Here is a 21936-nt window from a genome sequence, read left to right as displayed (position 1 = left end):
AGAAATAGAAGTTGAAAAACAGATTTTTAATAAAAGGAGAAATGAAATTTGAAACCACCTACAGATAATAATAAAGAAGGTGCGGAGTCACATAAGTTAGAAAGTGAGAGTAAACCGATTTGGAAATCGATGTCCATGTTTTTAGTACCGTTACTATTAAGTAATGTATTACAATCGATTGGACAATTATTCGGTATGGTAGTAGTAGGAAGATGGCTTGGCGTTAATGATTTAGCGGCTATATCAGCATTCTTTCCACTATTTTTCTTACTCGTTTCATTTGTAATTGGTATTGGTTCAGGGAGTTCTATTTTAATTGGTCAGGCGTTTGGTGCTAAAAACGAAGATCGTTTAAAAGCTATCGTTGGTACGACACTGACATTTACCTTTATTATTGGAGTTGTGTTGGCGATAATAGGTAGTATTTTTGCGATGGATATTATGCGCCTAATGGGAACGCCAGAAAATATTATTGATATAAGTGTTCATTATGCACGTATTTTATTTATATCGATGCCAGTATTATTTTTATATTTTGCATACACAACATTTATGAGAGGTACAGGAGATTCTAAAACGCCATTTTACTTTTTAATTGTAAGTACAGCGCTAAATATGATCTTATTACCAATTCTTATTTTTGGATGGTTAGGAGCTCCGAAATTAGATGTGTATGGAGCAGCCTATGCTTCTGTTATATCTACAGTGATTACGTTTATTGTCATGCTAGTGTATTTAAAGAAGAAAAATCACCCACTACAATTAGATAGTACGGTAAGGAAATATCTTCGCATGGATGGGGAGTTATTAAAGCTATTGCTACGACTCGGTATTCCAGCGAGTATTAATATGATATTAGTTTCATTATCTGAAATTGCGGTCATCGCGTTTGTAAATCGTTACGGTTCAGATGCAACAGCAGCTTATGGCGTTGTGAACCAAGTTGCAAGTTATGTACAAATGCCAGCTGTTAGCCTTGGTATAACAGTTTCTATTTTTGCAGCGCAGTCAATTGGTGCGAATCGATTTGATCGATTGCAAAAAGTTGTGAAGGCCGGAATTATTATGAACTACGTCATAGGTGGTGTGCTAATATCCCTTATTTACTTGTTCTCAAGAGATATTCTATCGCTATTTTTAACGAGTCAAACTACAATTGAAATTGCTCATAGCCTAGTTATGATTACGTTATGGAGTTATTTAATTTTCGGGCATGCGCAAATTATTAGTGCGACAATGCGAGCGAGTGGCACAGTATTATGGCCAACTGTTATCGGAGTTGTATCAATTTGGCTTGTTGAAGTACCTGTAGCGTATTACCTTTCTTACCATACAAGTCTTGGCATAGAAGGGATATGGATTGGGTACCCAGCAGCATTTATTGTCAGCTTAATATTACAGTATGCATATTATAAGCTTTCATGGCAGAAGAAACGAATTACACGACTAGTGAGTTAAATCATGCGAATGTCCCTAAGTTATTATACTTAGGGACATTTTTTGTAAGTGTATGTTTATAAATAGCTTTTTAAAGTGATATCAAAATGTTGTCTAATGAGCTTGTTATCACTCATATAAAACTCCCACGCTTTTTCAGGTTCACCGATAATTTCAAAAGATTCTTCTGTAATATATAAAGCGCAATTATCCTCTAGTGCAATTCCTTCTATATTACCTTGATGATTTTGTAAAAAGGAATGGAAGGCGTTCATTCTATTTAATTGATTATAATGTGGACAAAACCTTTTGTTAACAATCCCCCAACCGTTACACTCTATATAACCAGAACCTTCATAATCTGATCGGATACTAGATGTGAACCAACACATAGCACCAGCGCTATACCCCGCAATGAGTGTTCCTTGCTTGAGAGCCGATAGTAATTTTTCATCGAGTTTAAGTTCTTTCCATTCTGTAACCATTTGAATATAGTTCCCGCCACCGAGATAAATTAAATCAGCAGACTGAATCATTTCGTCTAGTTCATATTTAGAAGGTGTATCAGCTATAGCACGTAAAATTTGTACTTCACAGTGTAATTGTTTTTCGAACGTGTCTAAAAATAGCTTTATATAGCTTTCATCATCATGACTAGCTGTAGGGATGAATAATACTTTTGGATACTGTTTATTTGTTAATTCTATAAGTCGCTCATTAATAGGCGAGTGATTTGAATCTTGTAAATCACCGCCACCAATGACAGCTAATTTCATAGTAAAGCACCACCTAATCATTTTTGTTATATAAAAATTCGATAGAAGAGAGTAACATTCCTTCTCTCATGTAATGAATAAGTAGAAAATATAGTTTCAGTATATCGGAATAGTAAAGGTAGTGAGAACTATATAGAAAAATGAATTTGAAACAATTTACCCCGCTATTTGCGGGCTGCCCGTAAAAGTCTGATTGGTGAGGGCTAATAATCAGTGGGGATGAACAAAACCCCATTGATTAAAGTTTCACTTTATCGATATATAATACTTCATACTATTGTTTCAAAATATGGAAACAATATGTTTAAATGGATATAACGACGCATTAATTCAAATTGAATTAGTGTTTATATTTTAAAAAGGAATCGGAAATAATGGAGATTTCACAAATCGTTTTTTACTTTTAATAGGAACTTGTATTACAATATGGTAAAATTATTTCAATATATTTATTTAATATAAAAATACAAAGAGGGAGCGTGAAAAAGGTGGATTTTCGATTTGAGTTTGCAGCGAAGGTGAAAGAATACTTAGATGATGAGAAGGATGAAAAAATAATAAAAGATGGACATAGAGATATAATTTTTCACTATTTATATGCGTTAGAGGCTGAAATTGGCGTTGTTAAAAATCCTAATTTTACTTTTTTTACATCAGGAAGACGTTCACATATCGTATTAGAAAATGTTGAATTTAAAACAGAGGTAAATGTAAAAAGTAACATCATTGAAATTACAAAAATAGTGGATAATGTCGTTATTCCTTTAGATACTATCGTAGCAAAGGATCGGGAATTATTTGCACTTGGGCGCAATGAGAAGTTTAATGTACAAATATTAGAGCAGTATCTCTTTGAGACATTTGGAGAGAAATTAGGTTTAAAATGAATGGAATGGCCTACGTATTTATAGGTAGTGAATTTTAGTGTATATCATTCTTGTTTGACCTTTCATTTAATTTATACTACAATTCGTAGTGTGAAAGGAGCCACATTATGTTTACTCAAAACTACAAGTTAAATGAACAAGGATTAAATCACTTTTTTGGACCACTTGAAGCGAAAATTATGGAGATCGTTTGGTCCACCGAGGGTATTACGATTAAAGAAGTGCAGCAGAAATTAAGTGAAGAATCACCTGTGAATTTTAATACGGTCATGACAGTTATGAACAGGTTAGTAGAGAAATTCCACTTAGAAAAACAGACTGTGAAAAGAAGTGGCATATATCGTACTGTACAAACAAAAGAAGAATTCTTATCCAATCAAACGAAGAAGATGACACAGGAATTGATGGGGGAATTTGGAGATTTAGTTGTAAATCATATGCTAGATGAGTTAGAGCAGGCTGATCCGACTTTAATAAAAAAATTAGAAGACAAATTGAGTCAGTTAAAAAAAGAGGATCAATGAAATGAAATGGCAAATGCGTAAAATCGTATTGTTAGCAGTAATTGTTAGTACCCTCTTTTTCAGTATGTTAGTGTATTACGTTACATATCCATTTCTGTTTCAAAATAAGGCGTTCTTTCTTTCAAATTTTTGCTTGTTTCAATTAGAACAACATATGAAGGAATTATCGCTCATTCGTATTATAATTGCTGGATTACTATTACTTACAGTACTCATAGTTTGCAAAAGAATTTGGCGACAATTTTTCTATAGTAAAAAATTACAAAAAGTACTTATCCCTTTCATCCGAAAAGGAAAACAAATATATATATTGCCGACTACGGAAGTTGCGGCATTTACAATTGGGCTATTTCGTCCGAAAGTTGTCATGTCAGAAGGGATGCTTCAAACATTTTCAAATGAAGAAATGGATGCAATTATTTTCCATGAAGAATATCATCAAACTAATCGTGATCCGTTAAAATTATTTTGTTTTACGCTATTAGCAGAAGGAATGATGTACATCCCGATATTAAAAGGGTTGTTACAGCGGTATCACACGTATCAGGAGCTAGCTGCTGATAAATATGCGATGCAAAAAATGGAATCTTCATTTGAGTTAGGTAGCGCGTTATTAAAATTAATTAAAATAAAGACAATGGAAAATCGATGTGTTACAGCTTCATTTGCAAAAACAGCAATAAATTTACGAATCGAGCAAGTGTTAAATGAAAAGGTTGTTAAGCTTACTATTCCGTTACATACGAATTCGGTATATGTAACAGCAGGTTTATTCTGTATGTCGGTTGTACTTATTATCGGAGAGTGCGTATAGCCTCTTTTTTTTAAGAATCAGCACTACTTGTTGTAGTGTTTTAGGGGGAATAAAATGAATGCAGCAGATTTAACAATTTGGCTTGTAGTAGGGGCGGGAGTATTGTCATTTATATCACCGTGCTCTTTACCGCTATATCCATCTTATTTATCTTATATTACAGGTGTTTCTATTCAAGATTTAAAAGAAAATCGTGGGATTATGCAAAAATCAGCGATTATACATACCATATTTTTTATGATCGGATTTTCGGTTATATTTTATGCGTTAGGTTTATCGGTAAGCTGGATTGGAATAACATTTTCATCTAACCAAAAATTGATTCAACAAATTGGTGGGATTTTTATTGTTTTAATGGGGCTATTTATGACGGGCTTGTTTCAGCCTAAGTGGCTTATGGCAGAGAAAAAGGTGCAGTATAGAAGTAAATCGACTGGATATATTCGCTCAATTTTAGTCGGTATGACATATGCAGCGGGTTGGACGCCATGTGTTGGACCGATATTTTCAGCTGTACTCATGCTTGGTGCGACGAATCCTGAAGGGGCACTTCTTTATATTACAGCGTATACTCTTGGGTTTGCGGTTCCATTTTTCGTGATGGCATTCTTTATTGGGAAGATCAAATGGATTGTTACATATGCCAATGTCATGATGAAAATTGGCGGTGGAATGATGATTGTAACAGGTATTTTATTGTATACAAATCAAATGACGAAAATTACAGCATTCTTTATTCGTCTATTCGGTGGATTTACAGGTTTTTAAAAATGAGGAGGAAGAAAAGTGAAGAAACTAATTGCTATTATACTGGCCGGGGCATTAATTTGGGCCGGAGTTAACTTTTATAATACAAAGAAAGAAGAAAAAGAAAGAAAAGCAAAACAAGCGGAGTTACAAGAAACAGAAGTATTACCACAAGTAGGATTTAAAGCACCAAACATAACATTAAAAGGATTAGACGGAAAGCTGCATTCGTTAAATGATGCAAAAGGAAAACCGTACCTTATTAATTTTTGGGCATCATGGTGTGGCCCATGTGAAATGGAGGCACCTGACTTAGTTCGTATGTATGATAAATATAAAAAGGATGTTGAAATTTTTGCGGTAAATGCGACAATTGGAGATCCAGTACAAGAAGCGAGCGCATTTGCAGATCGTCACGGATTTAAGTTTCCTGTTTTATTAGATATGGACGGAGTAGCTGGATTAGATTATAAAGTATTTTCTTTACCAACGACATTTTTTGTTAATAAAGATGGAATTATCGTAGAGCAAGTACGAGGCGTATTACCTCCAGATCAATTAGAAGAGAAATTTAAGAAATTAATTGAGAGTTAAAGAGGGGATTTCATAGTGATGGAGTGGATCGTGAAGTTACAACCCGTATCTCTTATAATTGGAAGTTTATTTGGATTTATGTTGATGAAACGAAAGATGAAGAACGAAAGTGTACCATATGAAAAAATGATGGATGCAGTAACCAATGCTTTTCTAATCATCGTATTTGTATGGAAATTTGCACCGGCAATTTTAAATCCAGTATGGGCTTTTGGATCGCCATTGCAAGCATTATTAGCTATAGGAAGTATGAAGTATATTATAGCAGGATGTGTAATTGCGAGTGCATACATTGTTTGGAAAAGTAAAAAGGAGCAATTTTCGCTTCGTATTTTACTCGATGCATTGCCTATTGGGCTATGTATGAGTATTATTTTTTATTTTCTATTCCACCACAAAATAGGTGTACAAACGACATTGCCTTGGGGAATGAAAATATATGAATCTAAATTTTTATATCATCCCATTTTCGCATACGAGATCATCCTTGCCCTTTGTATAATCGGCTTGTTATGGATGAAAAATGAAAGGATGGGAAATGGAAAGAACATAAGTGTTTTTCTAATAGTTGAGGGAGTTGCTCATATTATTATTTCGCTTATTAGTGAACAAAATTCGGTTTTATTTGGTTTATCAATACAGCAAATAATGAGCTTCTTTTTTATTAGTTTAGGGATTTTGTTGGTGCCGAAAAAATAAGAGGTATGCGTGTATGAGATTTTCATACACGCATACCTTTTTATCATTGGGATTGTGCGCTTTTCTGAAAAAAACGAATGGTTTTCTTCCAAGAATCAATACTCGCGAAAGCATTATCTTTTTTGCTCCCCTGGTTATAATTTACCCTTAAATAAGGGATGCCGATAGAATGTCCAGCCCCTTTATATACGAGTTGTTTATAAAAATGAGGGGAATGAAATGTATCCAATCTATTAATTGCCTTTTTTGATAATCTTACAATATCAGCTTCATCTTCTTCACCAGCAATTAGCAATACATCTCCATTAATTTTTTCAACTGGTATAGTAGCATTTTCAACAACTTTAGAATCTGAAGTTAAAGCGTTATACCACTTTCTATATGGCATTCCCCTATGTTCTTCAAACATTTTACGACATTCGAGTGCGACGGAGATGGGGTTTATTGGAGACGCATACGGTAATACTTTCCCTTTATATGTCCAAGCAGGAGGTAATGTTGTAGCATCGGACCACGGTACAATACCACTTAATGCAATAGCTGAACCATTTAGAGAGGTGACAGCGTTTATTTCTTGGAAAAAGCATGCTGATAAAAGGGCTAGTTCACTTCCTCGAGAAGTACCATGTATACCTAACCAATTTTTGGTGACTTCTTCTCGTTGTTTCATCCACTCAATGGCTGTTTTTATATATTCAAGGGGGATTTCTACAAGTTGTTTTGGTAGATTATCGATTCCGAAATAAGCGAGGGCGAGTACTGAAAAATTATGTGATGCAAGTAAAGCGGCAAGGTATTCATTTAATCCACCCTCCGAACCGCCGAGTACAATAATTCCTGGATTCGCTTTTTTGTTTTCGTTGTAGAAAAAGGTGGCAATCAATCCATTTTCTCTAATTGGATACCGAACGATTTGTTTGGATTTCCATAATCTTGAGATGTTGATTTCATCGATAGTAGATCCATTAATTTCAAGTGATAAAGTTAAGTTTTGAGGCGACAATGGGTTCTTATAATTTCGAGTAGAATCGTAATGTTCGTTTATTTTAATAATGTCTAAGGACCAAAATAATCCCATTCCATCAATCCCTGTATAAGAGCCAGTAATAGGTGCTTGTTCGGTAAGGTTTACATTCCCATTTTTAGATGCAATAAAGGTGGCATTTGATTCTAAATATATATCATTTATTCCCTCGGCAATTCTGGAGGCTCTTATTGTTACTTCTTGTAAAGGTTCTAATCCAGTTATATAAATTTGAATGGGAGAATCAATTAATGAGAATAACGAACTAACATGAATGCGGGGCTTCGTTTTTTTGTGAATGTTCATTTCATAACACCTCAATTTAAATTATATATAACAAGTTTTCTACGAATAACAAAATAGACCTCTACTGTAAATAGAATTTTATTAATATGAGGAGGAGTTTCTTTCTTATTAAATAAGAAGGATAATCCATGTTTAACAAGGATTATCCTGTTTTTCTTAAATGTATTAAAAAATCGGCGGAGTAACAGAAAATAAAACAATGGCATTTTTCTCGAATTGATTTACCCATTTATGTTTTAAATAAGCGGGTATTTTTACGCTATCACCCGTTTCTAATATGTATTCTTCTTCATTTAAATGTAATGTGATTTTCCCGTCTAATACGTATGCTAACTCTTCACCTTTATGTTCTAGTACATTTTCTGATGAAGCTGTATTCGGTGGAACAGTCATAATTGCTGTTGCTAAATTTCCTGTGAAATCAGGTGAAAGCAATTCATATGATAAATTATCGATAATCATTTTTTTTCGTTTATGAGAACGTACAATTAAATCGTCTGTATTTGTATCTTCCAGTAAAAAGCTAAATGTTGGAACATCAAGAGCTTTAGCGAGTACTTTTAATGTTTGAATAGAAGGGTTAGCAGACCCACGCTCAATTTGACTTAACATAGATGGTGTTATACCTGCCATCGTTGCTAGTTCTTTACTCGTTAAACCTTTTTCTTTTCTTTGTTTTTCAATCTTTTTACCAATATCTATATTTTCCATAATGAAAATCTCCTTACTAATTATTAAATTATATTTAAATAAATTAAATTGAAATTAACTAAAGTGAATAATTTATGTTAAACTATATTAAAATTAATTTAATTATAATTTATTGAATCGTAAGCTACAAGGTTATGAGGAGGAAGAGAAATGAAGGAAATAGAGAAATTAAAAGAGCAATATCCACTAATAAATAAATTAATCGCAACAGAAGAAGTGTTTTGGATGAATCCGAACATGGAAAAATATGAAACGGCAATAATAGATTCACCACTGAATGAAGAGAATGTAAAAGATGCGGAAGAGAGATTAAAGCGTTTTGCACCATATATTGCGAAAGTTTTTCCTGAAACGAAAGAAACAGGCGGTATTATAGAATCACCTTTAGTGAAGATACCTTCTATGAAAAGGTCTTTAGAGAAAAATTACGGGCAACCTATATTAGGAGAATTGCTATTAAAGTGTGATAGTCAGCTTCCAATATCAGGATCAATTAAAGCTAGGGGCGGGATTTATGAAGTGCTGAAACATGCTGAACAATTAGCTTTGCAGCATGGGATGTTAATAGAAGAAGATAATTATTCCATTTTAGACAGTGATACTTGTAGAGAGTTTTTTGCAAAATACTCAATTGCGGTAGGTTCTACCGGTAATTTAGGGCTAAGCATTGGGATTATGAGTGCGAAACTAGGTTTTAACGTAACTGTTCATATGTCAGCGGACGCAAAAGAATGGAAAAAAGATTTATTAAGAAGTAAAGGTGTAAACGTTATTGAATATGAAGCTGATTATAGTAAAGCAGTAGAAGAGGGGCGTCAGCAAGCAGATGCAGATCCTAGCTGTTATTTTGTAGATGATGAAAACTCACATGATTTATTTTTAGGATACGCAGTAGCAGCATCGCGTTTACAAAAGCAATTAGAAGAGGTAGAGATTGTAGTAGATGAAGAGCACCCTTTATTCGTTTACCTTCCGTGCGGAGTAGGGGGCGGACCTGGCGGAGTCGCATTTGGTTTAAAGTTATTGTATAAAGACAACGTGCACTGTTTCTTTGCGGAGCCTACGCACTCTCCATGTATGTTACTCGGTTTAATGACAGGACTTCATGATAAAATTGCCGTTCAAGATATAGGGATTGATAATGTAACAGACGCGGACGGACTAGCGGTAGGAAGACCGTCTGGATTTGTCGGTAAAACGATGGAACCATTTTTGAGTGGAAATTACACAGTAAGTGATGAAGAGTTGTATAGATTGTTAAAAGAACTAGCTGATACGGAAAATATTTATTTAGAGCCTTCTGCGTTAGCGGGCATGATAGGACCAGTGAAAGTATGTACAGAAGATGAGTATTTACAAAAGAAACAGTTAACAGAGAAGATGAAAAATGTTACTCATATTGTGTGGGGAACGGGTGGTAGTATGGTTCCGGAAGATGTAATGAATGGCTATTATAAAACAGGTGAGGCATTAATGTTAAAACAAAAATGAGGCTAGTTGTAGCCTCATTTTTTATTTATATAACAAATGTATTATTATAAATTCTTTGTTATTTTCGCATTAGTTCATTATAGTATAGATATAAAGAACGAATATGAAATAAACATAACAAAATAGCTTTATTTTACATAATAAGAGGATGTGTATACGATGTCATTACAGACTAAATATATAGCGGGTATTTCGCTTGGGGTTATGGGAGTAGGCTTTGCCGCTTCTATCCCTTTTCAAGGAACGGTAGCAGGGGAGATTATTCAAGGGGGATTTGAAGCTGGATTAGTTGGTGGACTTGCGGATTGGTTCGCAGTTACAGCTTTATTCCGTCATCCGATGGGAATTCCAATTCCTCATACAGCGTTATTACCTAAAAATCGAAAACGAGTAACGAAAGGGCTCATTCATACGTTAGAAAATGAGTGGCTAACGAAAGAAAGTATTACGAATAAAGTAAAAGAAATGCAGCTAGCACAAATGGTGTTGCAAATTGCTGAGAGAGAAATGCAGTCTGACGCTGTGAAAAAGGGGATTGTAACGATTGCTGAGAAAGCGATTGTTTCAATAGATACAGAAAAATTAGCTGTTATTATTGAAAAAGAATTAAAAATGTATTTGCATACAATTAATACAAGTAACATTTTACAGGTGCTTGTTGATCAATTAGTTGTGCAAGAATATGATGAAAAGACACTGGATTACATATTAGTAAAAGTGAAAGATTGGACAGCGCAAGATGAAGCACGTTACCAGCTCGGAAGCTTAGGTATGAAGGCGATGGAAAACATAAAAGTAGATGGATTCTTACAGTTTACTTTGAAATCGTTTATGAATATTGTAGATGAAGATAAAATTGGCGGCATTTTGCAGAAGTTTATTATTAGTAATATTAACAGCTTACAAGATGCAGATAATAGCACAAGACAACTTATATTAGCGAAAATTCGCCAAGAAATTATAAATGTAAAAGAAAATGAAGCGTTACTACAAGAATTAGAAAATTGGAAAGAAAAATGGATTGCCAATTGGAATGCTACTGACAAAATTAAAGAGATGCTGGAGCAAGTGCAACAAAAGGCAATTACTTTTGTGAAAAATGAAGAATTTACGGATAAATATGTTATTCCATTTTTACAAACACAAATGAATAAAATAAAAGAAGACGAACAGACTGTTCAAAAAATAGAAGGTTGGTTACAAAAACAAGTTGTCACACTTGTGGAAAAGAATCATTCGAAAATCGGAAAACTTGTACAAGAAAACCTTGATAAGTTAGATGATAAAACGTTAATTGAAATGATTGAAAATAACGTCGGTAAAGATTTACAGTGGATCCGAGTGAACGGGGCGGTTTGCGGATTTATGATTGGATTAGTGTTAGAAGGAATTAAAGCGATTATATGAGAAAAACCTTCCACAATTGTGGAAGGTTTTTATTTTTCAATAATACTCATATTGATATTATAAGCTTTTTCAATATTTAACTTGTACGTCCCATTGCCTGTTTTAATTGAATTTTTATACCAATGTTCTTGTTCGTTGAATTCTTTATTTTCTTCTGAAGTATTCTCTTCTTTTTTCGTTAAATCTTCAACTTGTTCCCAAGGTGTGTTTCCGTGGGATTCTTTTTTGTTTGTTATGGCGATTAAAGATACATCGCTTTCTTTTGCTAAATGAACAGATACATGTGAACTTTCTTGTACAAACCAATTATTTTGTAATTGACCAGGATAAAGGGATAGTTCGTTATTTGAAGCACGAACTTCTACATTTTTATTTTGCGGAAGAACGAGTGTCGGTTTGACTTGTGGTGCTGAATTCCATAACGTATGTTGAACGGGTAATGATTTTAAAGTAATATACATCGTTTCCCCAGCTGTTTGAACCGAAAGGAAATCTTCTTGTTTTAAATTAAGTTTTTCATTAGTTTTCGTCGTCATTTCATATGTTCCAAGAAGGTGAATTTGATTTGTATCATTTCCCTCTATTGTTAGAGGGTGCTGTCCTGCATCCACTACAATTTTTTTGATAGATTCAGGTATATCAATTTGTCCACTTGGAATATTACTCGTTTGGCGAGTGGTATGAATAGAATGACGAACTTCATCTAGTAATCCAGTTGATAATAAACAGTAAAAAGCAATTCCAACGCTTCCTAAAATGCCGATAAAGAAAATACTAAAAATATCATATTTAATAAAGGATTGTTCCTTTTTAGAAAATAGAAGGTATAGTAAAATTTCCACGCCAAGAATAATAAGTAAAACAGGCCACCATGCTGTTAAGGAATCTAATACCTCAGTACCTTTTACAACTGAAAATAGTAAGAAGCAACCTAATGAAATAATAGAAAGCCCCATTGAAAATGTTCCAACGCGCCATGTTCTCATTCTTTTGTACCACCTTTGTTTTCTTTATTTCCAAGTAACAATTTAAAGCCGCCACCAATTAAGAGGAGTGCAACGATAGATGTTTGGAAATAGCGATAATATAGCTCGCTAAGATGAATGTTAAATATAGTGGCAAAGTAATCATTCAAAATAGGAAGGAGTGTTTGATCTAATAAATAATAACCACCGAGTGTAATTAACCCAATACCGATCCATCTTTGATGATTGATAAAATAATCAATGATAGGTTCGTCATGTACACGTTCTTTTCCATACTTTGCAGTTTGCTGTAAAGCGTCAAAGAAGCTATAGAACCAAATGATTGGTACTAAAAATAAAAACGCTGAAAGTCTTAATAAGTCGAGTAAATAGATGGAAAGTAAAAAGGCTGCCATAAGCTGAAGACCGCGGCGTTGTAAGCCTAAATACATATGTCCCGCTCCAGGGAACATCGCTAAAATAGAAGCGAATGTTTTATTCTTCTTTCCTTGTTCACGATGCTCTTCAAACTCTTCGAAAATAGTACGGTCATCTAGTTGCTCGCCACGTTCTTTTTTCTGGAGTTGCTGAACAACATCGAAGAAATTGTAAATCCATAAAACAGGTAATGTTATAAGGAAGATAAGGAAACTTTCTTGTGATGTTAAAAGTGCAACGAAAATAATCATACTTCCGATCCCTGTGCAAGCTACTAAAAATGTAAGTCCACGTTGCATAAGCCCTAATTGGAAATGACCAAGTCCAGGTATGATGGATAGGAGAATGATATAAAATCGTTCGCTTTCTTTAGAGGAATCTGTTAATTCTCCGGCTGCTTGTTTTTTTGATTGGTTAATAATAGTGATAACTAAATCTAGTAAATTGACCACCCATAACACGACTAGTAAAAATAGAGAGATAAAAGCCAACTCACGCGCTATTAATTCTACTACGCAAAAAACTGCAAAAGAAAATAGTAATAAAGCCCCTCCGCTATATAAAATAAACCGTCCAAACTTCTTTAAATATAAATGTCCAAGCCCAGGAATTAGCCCTAATACAAGTGCTAAAAAGGGATTTTTATTCATGCTTTGAACCTCCGTCCTTTTTTGATGTGTCTACCGATTTGTTTACAATTTGTTGTGAGATAGAAGACTCGTTATGTTTTGAAGATTTCTCGAAATTTGATGTAGCTGTGAAAATATACTGGAATAAACCACTTACCATAAAAATAATTGTAGCCGCAGTCGCAATTATGTAATGAATAATCGTGCGCTTCAGTGAGTTTGATTTTACATTTTCATTAGGCTGTAGCGTTTCAAAATTTATTTGCGTCATAACTTCGTTCGTAAATGAATCATCATTTATCATTGGAAGGTTTTCCTGTTGTTCATCGATACTTTCCATATAAAGTGCTAAACAATGATCACATTCATAAAGGTGTTCTTCCATAGATTCACGCTCATTGCTTTCTATAAAATCTAAAGTATAATTGCGCCAATCTTCTTTTGAATAATGCATCATAGAAACTCTTCCTCCTTCCAATGTTTTTTAATCCATTTCCTTGCCCGGTACAGTTTCATTTCGACTGTTTTCACTTCGATGTTTTCCTGCAAAGCAATTTCTTGATAGCTTTTTTCTTCTAAGTAATGTGAGAGAACGATGTCACGGTAATTCTCGGGAAGTTCTCTCAGTTTTTGAGCAATGAGTAATTTTTGCTCTTTCGTCAATAATAAATCCTCAACGTTATGAGAGGATTTTATATTTTCCTCAGTTTCTTTACATAAGGAGAGTTCTTCATTTTCTCTAGCTTTTTTCCTCTTATAATCAATAGCGTGATTGGTGGCAATACGCGCCATCCAAGTTTTTAATCCGCGAAATTGATAATTAGGGAGAGAGGCGTGAATTTTTACGAATACTTCTTGTGTAACATCTTTCGTATCTTCTTCATGTCTTAAAATAGAAAAGATAACTTGAAAAATATAATGACGATATGTTTGCACAAGGATACGAAAAGCGTGTTCGCTTCCTTGCTGTGCTTTTTCAATTAATTGTTTTTCCTCAATGGGTCTCTCCCTCCTTTTTGACGCATTCTATTATATAGACGTAAGAAATGATCGGTCACCCTACACATGTTGTAAAAAAAGAATAATATATTTTTAGGAAGGAAGCTATATGAAAAAAGGTGTGAAAAAATAGTAAAGAGAAGTATATAATGAGCAAGTAGGAAATGTTATGGGAAGAAAGGATGTGAATGTTAGTAGGGGAAGGTCCACACTAACAAACATGAAAATTAAAATATTAATAGCAGATGATAATTCTTTTATTAGAGAAGGCATGAAAATTATTTTAAATACATATGAAGAGTTCGAAGTAGTAGATACTGTGAATGATGGGAAAGAAGCGGTGGAATATTGCAAAAAGAACGACGTTGATATCGCTCTTTTAGATGTCCGCATGCCAAATATGAACGGGGTAGAGGCAACGAAATTTATTTGTGCAGAAACGGAAACGAAATCACTAATTTTAACGACGTTCGATGATGATGAATATATTTTGGACGCAGTGAAGAACGGGGCGAAAGGTTATTTATTAAAAAATAATGATCCAGAGCGTATTCGTGATGCAATAAAAGGAGTATATAACGGTCAAACTGTTATGCAAGATGTAGTGCTTGATAAAATTAAGAGCAATTTAATGGAAAGCAAAGAGGACGAATGTAAAATAGATACAAGTCTTTTTACAGAAAGAGAACTTAGTATTATCGCATTAATTGCGAAAGGTTTCTCGAATAAAGAAATTTCAAAGCAACTTTTCATATCAGAAGGAACGATTGCTAATTATATTACATCAGTTTTAGGGAAAACTGGACTTGAACATCGTACACAAATTGCGATTTATTATTTAACAGGGAAAGTAGATTAAAGATATGGAATTTTGGTTAATTGTAAGTAAATTAATTGTTTTTATATATATTGTGTTTAGCTACATTTATTTAAATGTCGCGAACTTACCATGGATTATACTTACTTTGCTTTTATATCTTTCTGTAAATGTGCTGATTTCTATATTTAAAAAAGATACGTACAAAAACATATTATCTAGTGTTTCAATTGGCATAGTTATGTTATTTACATGGAAGGTTCATCCGTTTTTTATTTTATTTTTACCATTGAACTTATATGAAATTATATTTCGTTATATAGAGAAGAAATGGCAGCTCTTTATCATTATGCTGATTCCTATTATCTTTACAGATGAAAGTATTCGAATGACATATGGATTAATTGTTGCATTTTCTTTCATTGTATTAACTATGGCAGAACGGTATATATCGCGTGTATTAAAGCTTGAATCACAAAATGATAAGATGCGAAAAGATATGCAGCGGCTGACGAAAAGCTTAAATGAAAATAAAGAGTACATAAAGCAATCGGAGTACACATTTAAGTTAGAAGAGAGAAATCGGTTGTCACAAGAAATTCATGATAAAATTGGTCACTCGATGACAGGGGCGCTAATTCAAATGGAAGCAGCCAAGAGATTAATGGGGATAGATAAAGAAAAATCTGCCGAGTTATTACAAAATGCAATTCATATATCGAAAGATGGAATTGAAAGTATTCGGGTTACATTAAAAAATATGAAGCCGCCAACTGAGCAAATTGGTATTCATCGTATGAAATTATTCATAGAGGAATTTGCCGGTAAACATGATATAAATATTCCTTTCGTATATAAAGGGAATTTAGATATGATTTCTCCAATTCAGTGGAAGATTATCGGTGAAAATGTTACGGAGGCACTAACGAACGCGATGAAATATGCTGATGCGACAGTCATTTCAATCGATATTCATGTACTTAACAAGATGGTGAAAGTACAAGTGAAGGATAACGGAAAAGGTGCAGCTCTCGTTAAGAAAGGTCTCGGGATTATGGGAATGGAGGAGCGAACAGCATCAGTAAACGGAAAAATTATCGTAGACGGAAGAAGTGGTTTTTCAGTAACGATGCTGTTGCCGATATAAGAAATTGTGATGAGGATGAATCATCTCATATGAAAAAAGTGAATATTCTCATGTGAAAAGAGTGAACTTCTGCACTGAGCAGGTTCATTTTTTTTGTTTATACTAAAAGCAGAGAAATCGAAATAGGGGTGAAATGATGAATACATTAGAAATAAAAAATTTAACGAAAAAATTTGGTGATTTCATCGCGGTAGATAATATGTCTTTATCTATTAAAGAAGGAGAAATATTTGGCTTTTTAGGGTCAAATGGTGCTGGTAAGAGTACAACGATAAATATGATTGCCGGGTTGTTAAGAAGTAATGAAGGCGAAATTAGCATATTAGGAAAAAATATAAAGAAACATAATCGGTTTGCCAAAATGAACATCGGTATCGTTCCACAAGATATTGCGATTTATGAAGAGTTAACTGCCTATGAAAATGTGAAATTCTTTGCTGGACTGTATGGGTTAAGAGGAGCTGAGCTAAAAGCGAGAGTAGAGGAAGCACTTCAATTTGTAGGGCTTAGTGATAAGCATAAAAGTTACCCGAAAAACTTTTCTGGCGGGATGAAACGAAGACTGAACATTGCTTGTGCGATTGCTCATAGACCGAAGTTAATTATTATGGATGAGCCGACAGTTGGAATTGATCCGCAGTCAAGAAACTATATCCTTCAGTCTGTTCGGAATTTAAATGAAATGGGGAGTACTATTATTTACACGAGCCACTACATGGAAGAAGTAGAAGAGATTTGTACGAAAATAGCAATTGTAGATCACGGTAAAGTGATTGCAGAAGGAACGAAAGAACAGTTAAAAGCGATTATTACCGATACGAAAGACATTTGGATTGAAGTAAAATCAGTAGAAAATTTAGATGTAGAAAAGTTAAAAGAGATAAACGGTGTGAAAGCTGTTCAAATTGAAGAGAACGTAATCAAGGTAAACTCGGATGCAGGAGTAAATAATTTAAATAAAATTATTCAGCATTTCATTAATCATGACATTGAAATTCGTTCGTTAGAGGAGCAGGCCCCGAACTTAGAAACAGTATTCCTTACGTTGACTGGAAGAAACTTACGAGATAAATAAAAGGTAAATGAAGAAAAGGTAAAGGGAGGTTCATCAATTGAACATCTTCAATATTGCAGTTATGCATATTAAAAGAGATTTCAGAGACGTAAGAACTTTAGTTTTTATGTTAGCATTTCCGATTGTACTTATGCTTGTGTTAGGAACAGCGTTAACGAATGCATTTGATAGCGATAGTCAATCGATTAAAGATATACAAGTGCTCTACAAAGATGAAGCGAGTAGCACATTTTCTCAAACGTTCGAAGCATTTACGAAAGAAGTCGATAAATCGGGTATTCATTTTAAAAAAGCTTCAGGCAGTATAGATGGGAAAGAAGAAGTGAAGCAAAATAAATATGCTGCTTATGTAGAATTAAATAAAGATGGTGCGAAATTTTACGGAAGTGACAAAAGTAGTATTGAGGGAAGTATTGTGGAAGGCATGCTTACAACATTTATTGATAAGTACAATGTAGCGGCCGAAGTTGCAAAAGTTGATCCTAGTAAGGTGAGCGCGGTTATTTCAAGCGGAAATCATAATGATTATATAAAAGAAACATCTTTACAAGCTGCGAAAAAGCCAGGTTCTATGGATTACTATGCGGTTGTAATGACGACGATGATTGCACTATATGCTGCGATGGGAGCGAGTTCTTTAATTCGTGGAGAACGAATACGTAAAACAGGAGATCGCCTCATTGCTGCGCCTATAAGTAAGGCTGAAATATTCATTGGAAAAGTACTTGGTAGCCTAGTAGCAAATGCTCTTTGCGTATTACTTGTCATGTTATTTAGTAAATTTGTCTTTCAAGCGAATTGGGGCGAACATCTTGGAATCATATTTATTATTTTATTAACACAAATCTTTCTAGCAATTAGCTTCGGTTTAGGGATTGGATATATTACGAAAACAGCTGAATCATCGAGAGCGATTATTCTTGTAGTTGTGCAATTAGCCTCTATTTTTGGTGGTGCATATTTCGTAATAGAAGAAAATTTCGTTACGAATTTATCACCATTAACGTGGGCAAACACAGCTGTTATGAAAATTATTTATGCAAATGATGTAGGAGCAGCGCTGCCAGTAATATGTTTAAATCTTGGCATTTCGGCACTCTTTTTATTAATTGCAATTATTGCATTACGTAGACGGGAGGGGCTATAGTATGAAAGATATTTTATGGCTCATACAAAAAACGTTATCTGTACTTTTGAAAAATAAAAAAGGGTTATTCATTATTATTAGTTTGCCGATAATAGGAACACTAATCTCCTTCTCAATGTATGGGAATGTGGGGCAAGGGACGTTAAATATCGGGGTTATAAATAAAGAAGATCAATTTATAGCAAATGATACGGTGAAATTTTTAGAAGGGTTAAATCATGTAAAGGTAAGTAAAATTAAAGAATCTGAAGTAGAAGATAAACTCACTTCCAAAAAACTTGATGGTGTTATTACATTAGATTCTGGTTTTTCAAAAAGTGTTCGAGAAGGGAAACCGAGTCATATTGAAATTTCATCGATTAAAGGTGACCAAGTAACAGGATTTATAAAATCATATATATACAACTATACTGATAATGTAGCAGCTATTAGTAAAGTGGCAGGAACAGATCAAAGTGCATTTGATACTATGTACGCAGGTTATCAAAAAAGTTCATTTAAAATGAAAACTGAGACGCTAGAAGATACTTCGAAAAATAAAGATATGACAAACCAAACGATGGGTTACCTTATTATGTTTATGCTGTTTTCAGCAGCTAACTTATCAGGTTATATTTTAAAAGAAAAAGAAAATAGAACGTATTTTAGACTCTTATCAACGCCGATAGATGGGAAGAAATTCATATTATCTAATGTCGGGGTAAATATGATGATACTAACAGTACAAATTTTGATTACAATCCTATTCCTAACGAATATTTTTCATACGAATATTAATATGCCTTTCATAGTGATGCTTGGCGTACTCATGCTATTTGCTTTAATTGCGATTGGAATATCATTAGTTCTGGTCGCTTTTTCGAAAAACTCAGCATCGGCAAATGCGATGCAAAATATGATCATTGTACCGACATGTTTACTCGCTGGATGTTATTTTCCATATGACATTATGCCGAAAGCTGTGCAAAAAGTAGCTGATTTTCTTCCGCAGAGATGGTTATTAGACACAGTATCAAAACTTCAACAAGGAATTCCGATTTCAGATTTGTATTTAAATATATTAATCTTAATTGCCTTTGCGGTAGCATTCTTCTTAATTGCTATTTATAAGTTTGGAAGAAATAATGATGCGAGGAACTTTGTTTAGTGGAGAAAGGGTGTGACGTTAAATCGCATCCTTTTTTGTATGAAGCATGAAATCTAAATTTGAATGACAAAATAGAAGGGTGGAAAGAAAATGAGCGGAAGGAAATCAAAATGATTAAAAAAATATTGCGTGTTACTTCTATTGTAATTACTATTTTCGTTTTTGTTTTAATTTGGATGCATATTGACGTTACGCTCGGAAGAAAAATGGAAGTCGGGAAAAATATGCCGACAGAGTACGCTCCTCATTATAGTGATTTTCAATTATATGTAGAAGGAAAGTCATTTTATAAACAGTTATTTACTGATATAAGAGAGGCGAAGCAATCTATTTACACGTACTTTTTTATTTTGTCGGATGATAAAAGTAGCCATACTTTTTTAAACTTATTAAAAGAGAAGGCAAAAGAAGGAGTAAACGTCTATTTATCAGTTGATCGCATTAATGATTTATCATTTGAAAGAAAGATGATAAATGAATTGCGGGAAAGTGGTGTACATTTTACATATAGTAGAAAACCTGAATTGCCATTCGGATTTTATTCACTTCACCATCGTAATCACCGCCGTATTACGACGATTGATGGGGAGATTGGCTATACAGGTGGTTTTAATATAGGAGATGAGTATTTAGGGAAAGATAAGCATTTTGGATATTGGCGTGACTATCATGTGCGGCTTAAAGGAGAAGGAGCAAAAGATTTAGAAGAACAATTCGCTTTAGATTGGAAACGAGATACGAAAGAAAATATAAAAAGAAGTACGAATAAAGCTAGTAAAGGGAATACATTACATACGATGGCTAGCTATAATGGACATCACGTCGCTGAAACATATATCGAATTAATAAAACAAGCGAAGCATTCAATCGTAATTACAACACCTTATTTTATAGCGAAAAATAAAGAATTTATGAATGCTTTAATTGAAGCGCAAAAACGTGGTGTTACAGTGAAAATACTTTGGTCATATAAACCAGATATTCCTCTCATTAAAGAGGCAGCGTATCCTTATATTCGTCAAGCTGTTAATAATGGGATTAAAGTATATGGTTATAAAAAAGGAATGTTTCATGGAAAGTTAATGCTGATTGATAATGAACTAACTGTTATCGGTACAACGAACATGACTGCACGTAGCTTTTATATAAATGATGAGATGAATTTGTATATTCATGGTGGAACTATCGTTTCAGAAGTGAATGAGGCGTTAACAGAAGATTTTCGTGATTCGAAAGAGATGACGAAAGAATTTTTTGAAAAGTTATCGTTTTGGGAGCGTTGTAAGGAGAAATTAGCAGGGTTGGTGGACTTTTATTTATAAGGTTAATGGAAAAGGGTGTCTTTTATAGACACCCTTTTTTAATGAGAAATAATTAGTTTTCATGCACAAGCAATGAAGCATCATCATTAATCAATGTCCCCACATGCTCCCCTAAGCAAATTCTTTTCATTACACCAGGCTCATCAAAGTTAAAGACATGTGCTGGTAAATTATAATCACGGGCAAGTAATAAAGCGGCTTGATCCATGACTTGAATGTTTTGCCTAACAACATCGTTATAGTTTAGTTTTCTGTACATTTTTGCTGATTTATTATGTTTTGGATCACTAGTAAAGACGCCATCTACTCCTTGTTTTGCGACTAATATTGCGTCACTATTCATTTCAATGGCTCTTTGAACACTTGGATAATCTGTCGTAACGAACGGCTGCCCGTTACCGCCGCCAAAAATGACAACATAACCGTTATCTAAATGATGTACTGCGCGTAGGCGGATATATGGTTCAGCTACAGCATTAAACGGGATGGAAGTCATAACGCGTACTTCTTTATTTGTTTTACTTGTTAAGACGCCGCGAAGCATTAAGCTGTTAATGATTGTACCTAACGTACCGATATTATCAGCTTCTACTCGATCAATGCCCCATTCTTCAGCTAGATGACCTCTGAAAATGTTACCGCCGCCGATGACAATGGATACTTCGATACCTAAGTCAATAATGGATATAATTTCGTTTGCGATATGTTCTAATCTTTTGGAGTTAAAGCTATTTCCGGATTGATCAGCAAGTGCGCCGCCGCTTAATTTAATTAAGACTCTTTTATATGGCTTCATAACAATTCCCCCTATATAGATCGCAATAAAAAAGGAA

23 protein-coding genes are annotated in these 21936 nt (G+C 34.0%); 15 read left to right on the top strand and 8 right to left on the bottom strand.

Annotation, left to right across the window (positions count from 1 at the left end):
• Positions 1-48: 48 nt before the first annotated feature.
• Positions 49-1458 carry an MATE family efflux transporter gene (locus ACUN0F_RS24860; RefSeq protein WP_000804151.1) on the top strand — a complete coding sequence of 470 codons (1410 nt, stop codon included), beginning with the start codon at positions 49-51 and terminating at the stop codon, positions 1456-1458.
• Between the two features lie 56 nt (positions 1459-1514).
• Here ACUN0F_RS24860 and ACUN0F_RS24855 read toward each other — a convergent pair whose 3' ends face one another.
• Complete coding sequence (locus tag ACUN0F_RS24855; protein ID WP_445540374.1) at positions 1515-2213, bottom strand: peptidase E; 699 nt, start codon at positions 2211-2213, stop codon at positions 1515-1517.
• A gap of 488 nt (positions 2214-2701) precedes the next feature.
• Here ACUN0F_RS24855 and ACUN0F_RS24850 point away from each other — a divergent pair, with 488 nt between their 5' ends.
• The 6 genes from ACUN0F_RS24850 (at position 2702) to ACUN0F_RS24825 (ending at position 6478) form a co-directional block, all read left to right on the top strand.
• Entirely contained in the window at positions 2702-3100 is a 399-nt protein-coding gene (locus ACUN0F_RS24850; RefSeq protein ID WP_002108594.1) for a DUF3942 family protein, read from the top strand.
• A gap of 107 nt (positions 3101-3207) precedes the next feature.
• Positions 3208-3624, top strand: a complete 417-nt coding sequence (locus ACUN0F_RS24845) for a BlaI/MecI/CopY family transcriptional regulator (protein ID WP_000495069.1) — start codon at positions 3208-3210, stop codon at positions 3622-3624.
• A gap of 1 nt (position 3625) precedes the next feature.
• Positions 3626-4438 carry a M56 family metallopeptidase gene (locus ACUN0F_RS24840; protein WP_264462592.1) on the top strand — a complete coding sequence of 271 codons (813 nt, stop codon included), beginning with the start codon at positions 3626-3628 and terminating at the stop codon, positions 4436-4438.
• 54 nt (positions 4439-4492) lie between these two features.
• A complete protein-coding gene (ccdA, locus tag ACUN0F_RS24835; protein ID WP_000990452.1) occupies positions 4493-5206 on the top strand; it encodes a cytochrome c-type biogenesis protein CcdA in 714 nt (237 codons plus the stop codon).
• 18 nt (positions 5207-5224) lie between these two features.
• Positions 5225-5779 (top strand): TlpA family protein disulfide reductase, encoded by a 555-nt coding sequence (locus ACUN0F_RS24830; RefSeq protein ID WP_000733168.1) that lies wholly within the window; start codon positions 5225-5227, stop codon positions 5777-5779.
• Between the two features lie 18 nt (positions 5780-5797).
• Entirely contained in the window at positions 5798-6478 is a 681-nt protein-coding gene (locus ACUN0F_RS24825) for a prolipoprotein diacylglyceryl transferase family protein (RefSeq protein ID WP_445540846.1), read from the top strand.
• Between the two features lie 43 nt (positions 6479-6521).
• Here the strand turns inward: ACUN0F_RS24825 and ACUN0F_RS24820 are convergent, their stop codons facing one another.
• Both ACUN0F_RS24820 and ACUN0F_RS24815 read right to left on the bottom strand, forming a co-directional pair.
• Positions 6522-7808 (bottom strand): acyl-CoA thioesterase/bile acid-CoA:amino acid N-acyltransferase family protein, encoded by a 1287-nt coding sequence (locus ACUN0F_RS24820; RefSeq protein WP_445540373.1) that lies wholly within the window; start codon positions 7806-7808, stop codon positions 6522-6524.
• Between the two features lie 165 nt (positions 7809-7973).
• Positions 7974-8519 carry a helix-turn-helix domain-containing protein gene (locus ACUN0F_RS24815; protein ID WP_000427657.1) on the bottom strand — a complete coding sequence of 182 codons (546 nt, stop codon included), beginning with the start codon at positions 8517-8519 and terminating at the stop codon, positions 7974-7976.
• 150 nt (positions 8520-8669) lie between these two features.
• Between ACUN0F_RS24815 and ACUN0F_RS24810 the strand changes: the two genes are divergently transcribed.
• A complete protein-coding gene (locus ACUN0F_RS24810; protein ID WP_445540372.1) occupies positions 8670-10010 on the top strand; it encodes a D-serine ammonia-lyase in 1341 nt (446 codons plus the stop codon).
• Positions 10011-10169: 159 nt separating this feature from the next.
• On the top strand, positions 10170-11417 hold the full coding sequence (locus ACUN0F_RS24805) for a DUF445 domain-containing protein (protein WP_046955111.1): 1248 nt from the start codon (positions 10170-10172) through the stop codon (positions 11415-11417).
• 29 nt (positions 11418-11446) lie between these two features.
• Here the strand turns inward: ACUN0F_RS24805 and exsE are convergent, their stop codons facing one another.
• Genes exsE through ACUN0F_RS24785 form a run of 4 tightly spaced genes read right to left on the bottom strand, consistent with a single transcriptional unit; the run spans position 11447 to position 14385 of the window.
• Positions 11447-12403 carry an exosporium protein ExsE gene (exsE, locus tag ACUN0F_RS24800; protein ID WP_087983118.1) on the bottom strand — a complete coding sequence of 319 codons (957 nt, stop codon included), beginning with the start codon at positions 12401-12403 and terminating at the stop codon, positions 11447-11449.
• Complete coding sequence (locus ACUN0F_RS24795) at positions 12400-13470, bottom strand: hypothetical protein (protein WP_087983115.1); 1071 nt, start codon at positions 13468-13470, stop codon at positions 12400-12402. The genes exsE and ACUN0F_RS24795 overlap by 4 nt, the downstream gene beginning before the upstream one ends.
• Positions 13463-13906, bottom strand: a complete 444-nt coding sequence (locus ACUN0F_RS24790; protein ID WP_264462587.1) for a hypothetical protein — start codon at positions 13904-13906, stop codon at positions 13463-13465. The genes ACUN0F_RS24795 and ACUN0F_RS24790 overlap by 8 nt, the downstream gene beginning before the upstream one ends.
• Complete coding sequence (locus ACUN0F_RS24785; protein ID WP_242015944.1) at positions 13903-14385, bottom strand: RNA polymerase sigma factor; 483 nt, start codon at positions 14383-14385, stop codon at positions 13903-13905. Before ACUN0F_RS24785 ends, ACUN0F_RS24790 begins: the two co-directional genes overlap by 4 nt.
• 283 nt (positions 14386-14668) lie before the next feature.
• On the opposite strand from ACUN0F_RS24785, the gene ACUN0F_RS24780 reads away from it, so the two are divergent.
• The 6 genes from ACUN0F_RS24780 to cls all read left to right on the top strand — a co-directional run bounded on the left by ACUN0F_RS24780 (position 14669) and on the right by cls (position 21103).
• Positions 14669-15307 (top strand): response regulator transcription factor, encoded by a 639-nt coding sequence (locus tag ACUN0F_RS24780; protein ID WP_002007365.1) that lies wholly within the window; start codon positions 14669-14671, stop codon positions 15305-15307.
• Between the two features lie 4 nt (positions 15308-15311).
• Positions 15312-16412 (top strand): sensor histidine kinase, encoded by a 1101-nt coding sequence (locus tag ACUN0F_RS24775; RefSeq protein ID WP_046955108.1) that lies wholly within the window; start codon positions 15312-15314, stop codon positions 16410-16412.
• 136 nt (positions 16413-16548) lie between these two features.
• Positions 16549-17487, top strand: a complete 939-nt coding sequence (locus tag ACUN0F_RS24770; protein ID WP_046955107.1) for an ABC transporter ATP-binding protein — start codon at positions 16549-16551, stop codon at positions 17485-17487.
• Positions 17488-17524: 37 nt separating this feature from the next.
• On the top strand, positions 17525-18634 hold the full coding sequence (locus ACUN0F_RS24765; RefSeq protein ID WP_445540371.1) for an ABC transporter permease: 1110 nt from the start codon (positions 17525-17527) through the stop codon (positions 18632-18634).
• Between the two features lies 1 nt (position 18635).
• Positions 18636-19781, top strand: a complete 1146-nt coding sequence (locus ACUN0F_RS24760; protein ID WP_445540370.1) for an ABC transporter permease — start codon at positions 18636-18638, stop codon at positions 19779-19781.
• 110 nt (positions 19782-19891) lie between these two features.
• Complete coding sequence (gene cls, locus ACUN0F_RS24755) at positions 19892-21103, top strand: cardiolipin synthase (RefSeq protein ID WP_046955105.1); 1212 nt, start codon at positions 19892-19894, stop codon at positions 21101-21103.
• 52 nt (positions 21104-21155) lie between these two features.
• On the opposite strand, the gene pyrH is transcribed toward cls, so the two are convergent.
• Entirely contained in the window at positions 21156-21899 is a 744-nt protein-coding gene (gene pyrH, locus ACUN0F_RS24750) for a UMP kinase (RefSeq protein ID WP_048543321.1), read from the bottom strand.
• Between the last annotated feature and the right edge of the window lie 37 nt (positions 21900-21936).

This window comes from Bacillus sp. 1A, from assembly GCF_052682215.1.
This window is presented reverse-complemented; position numbering and strand designations above follow the sequence as displayed.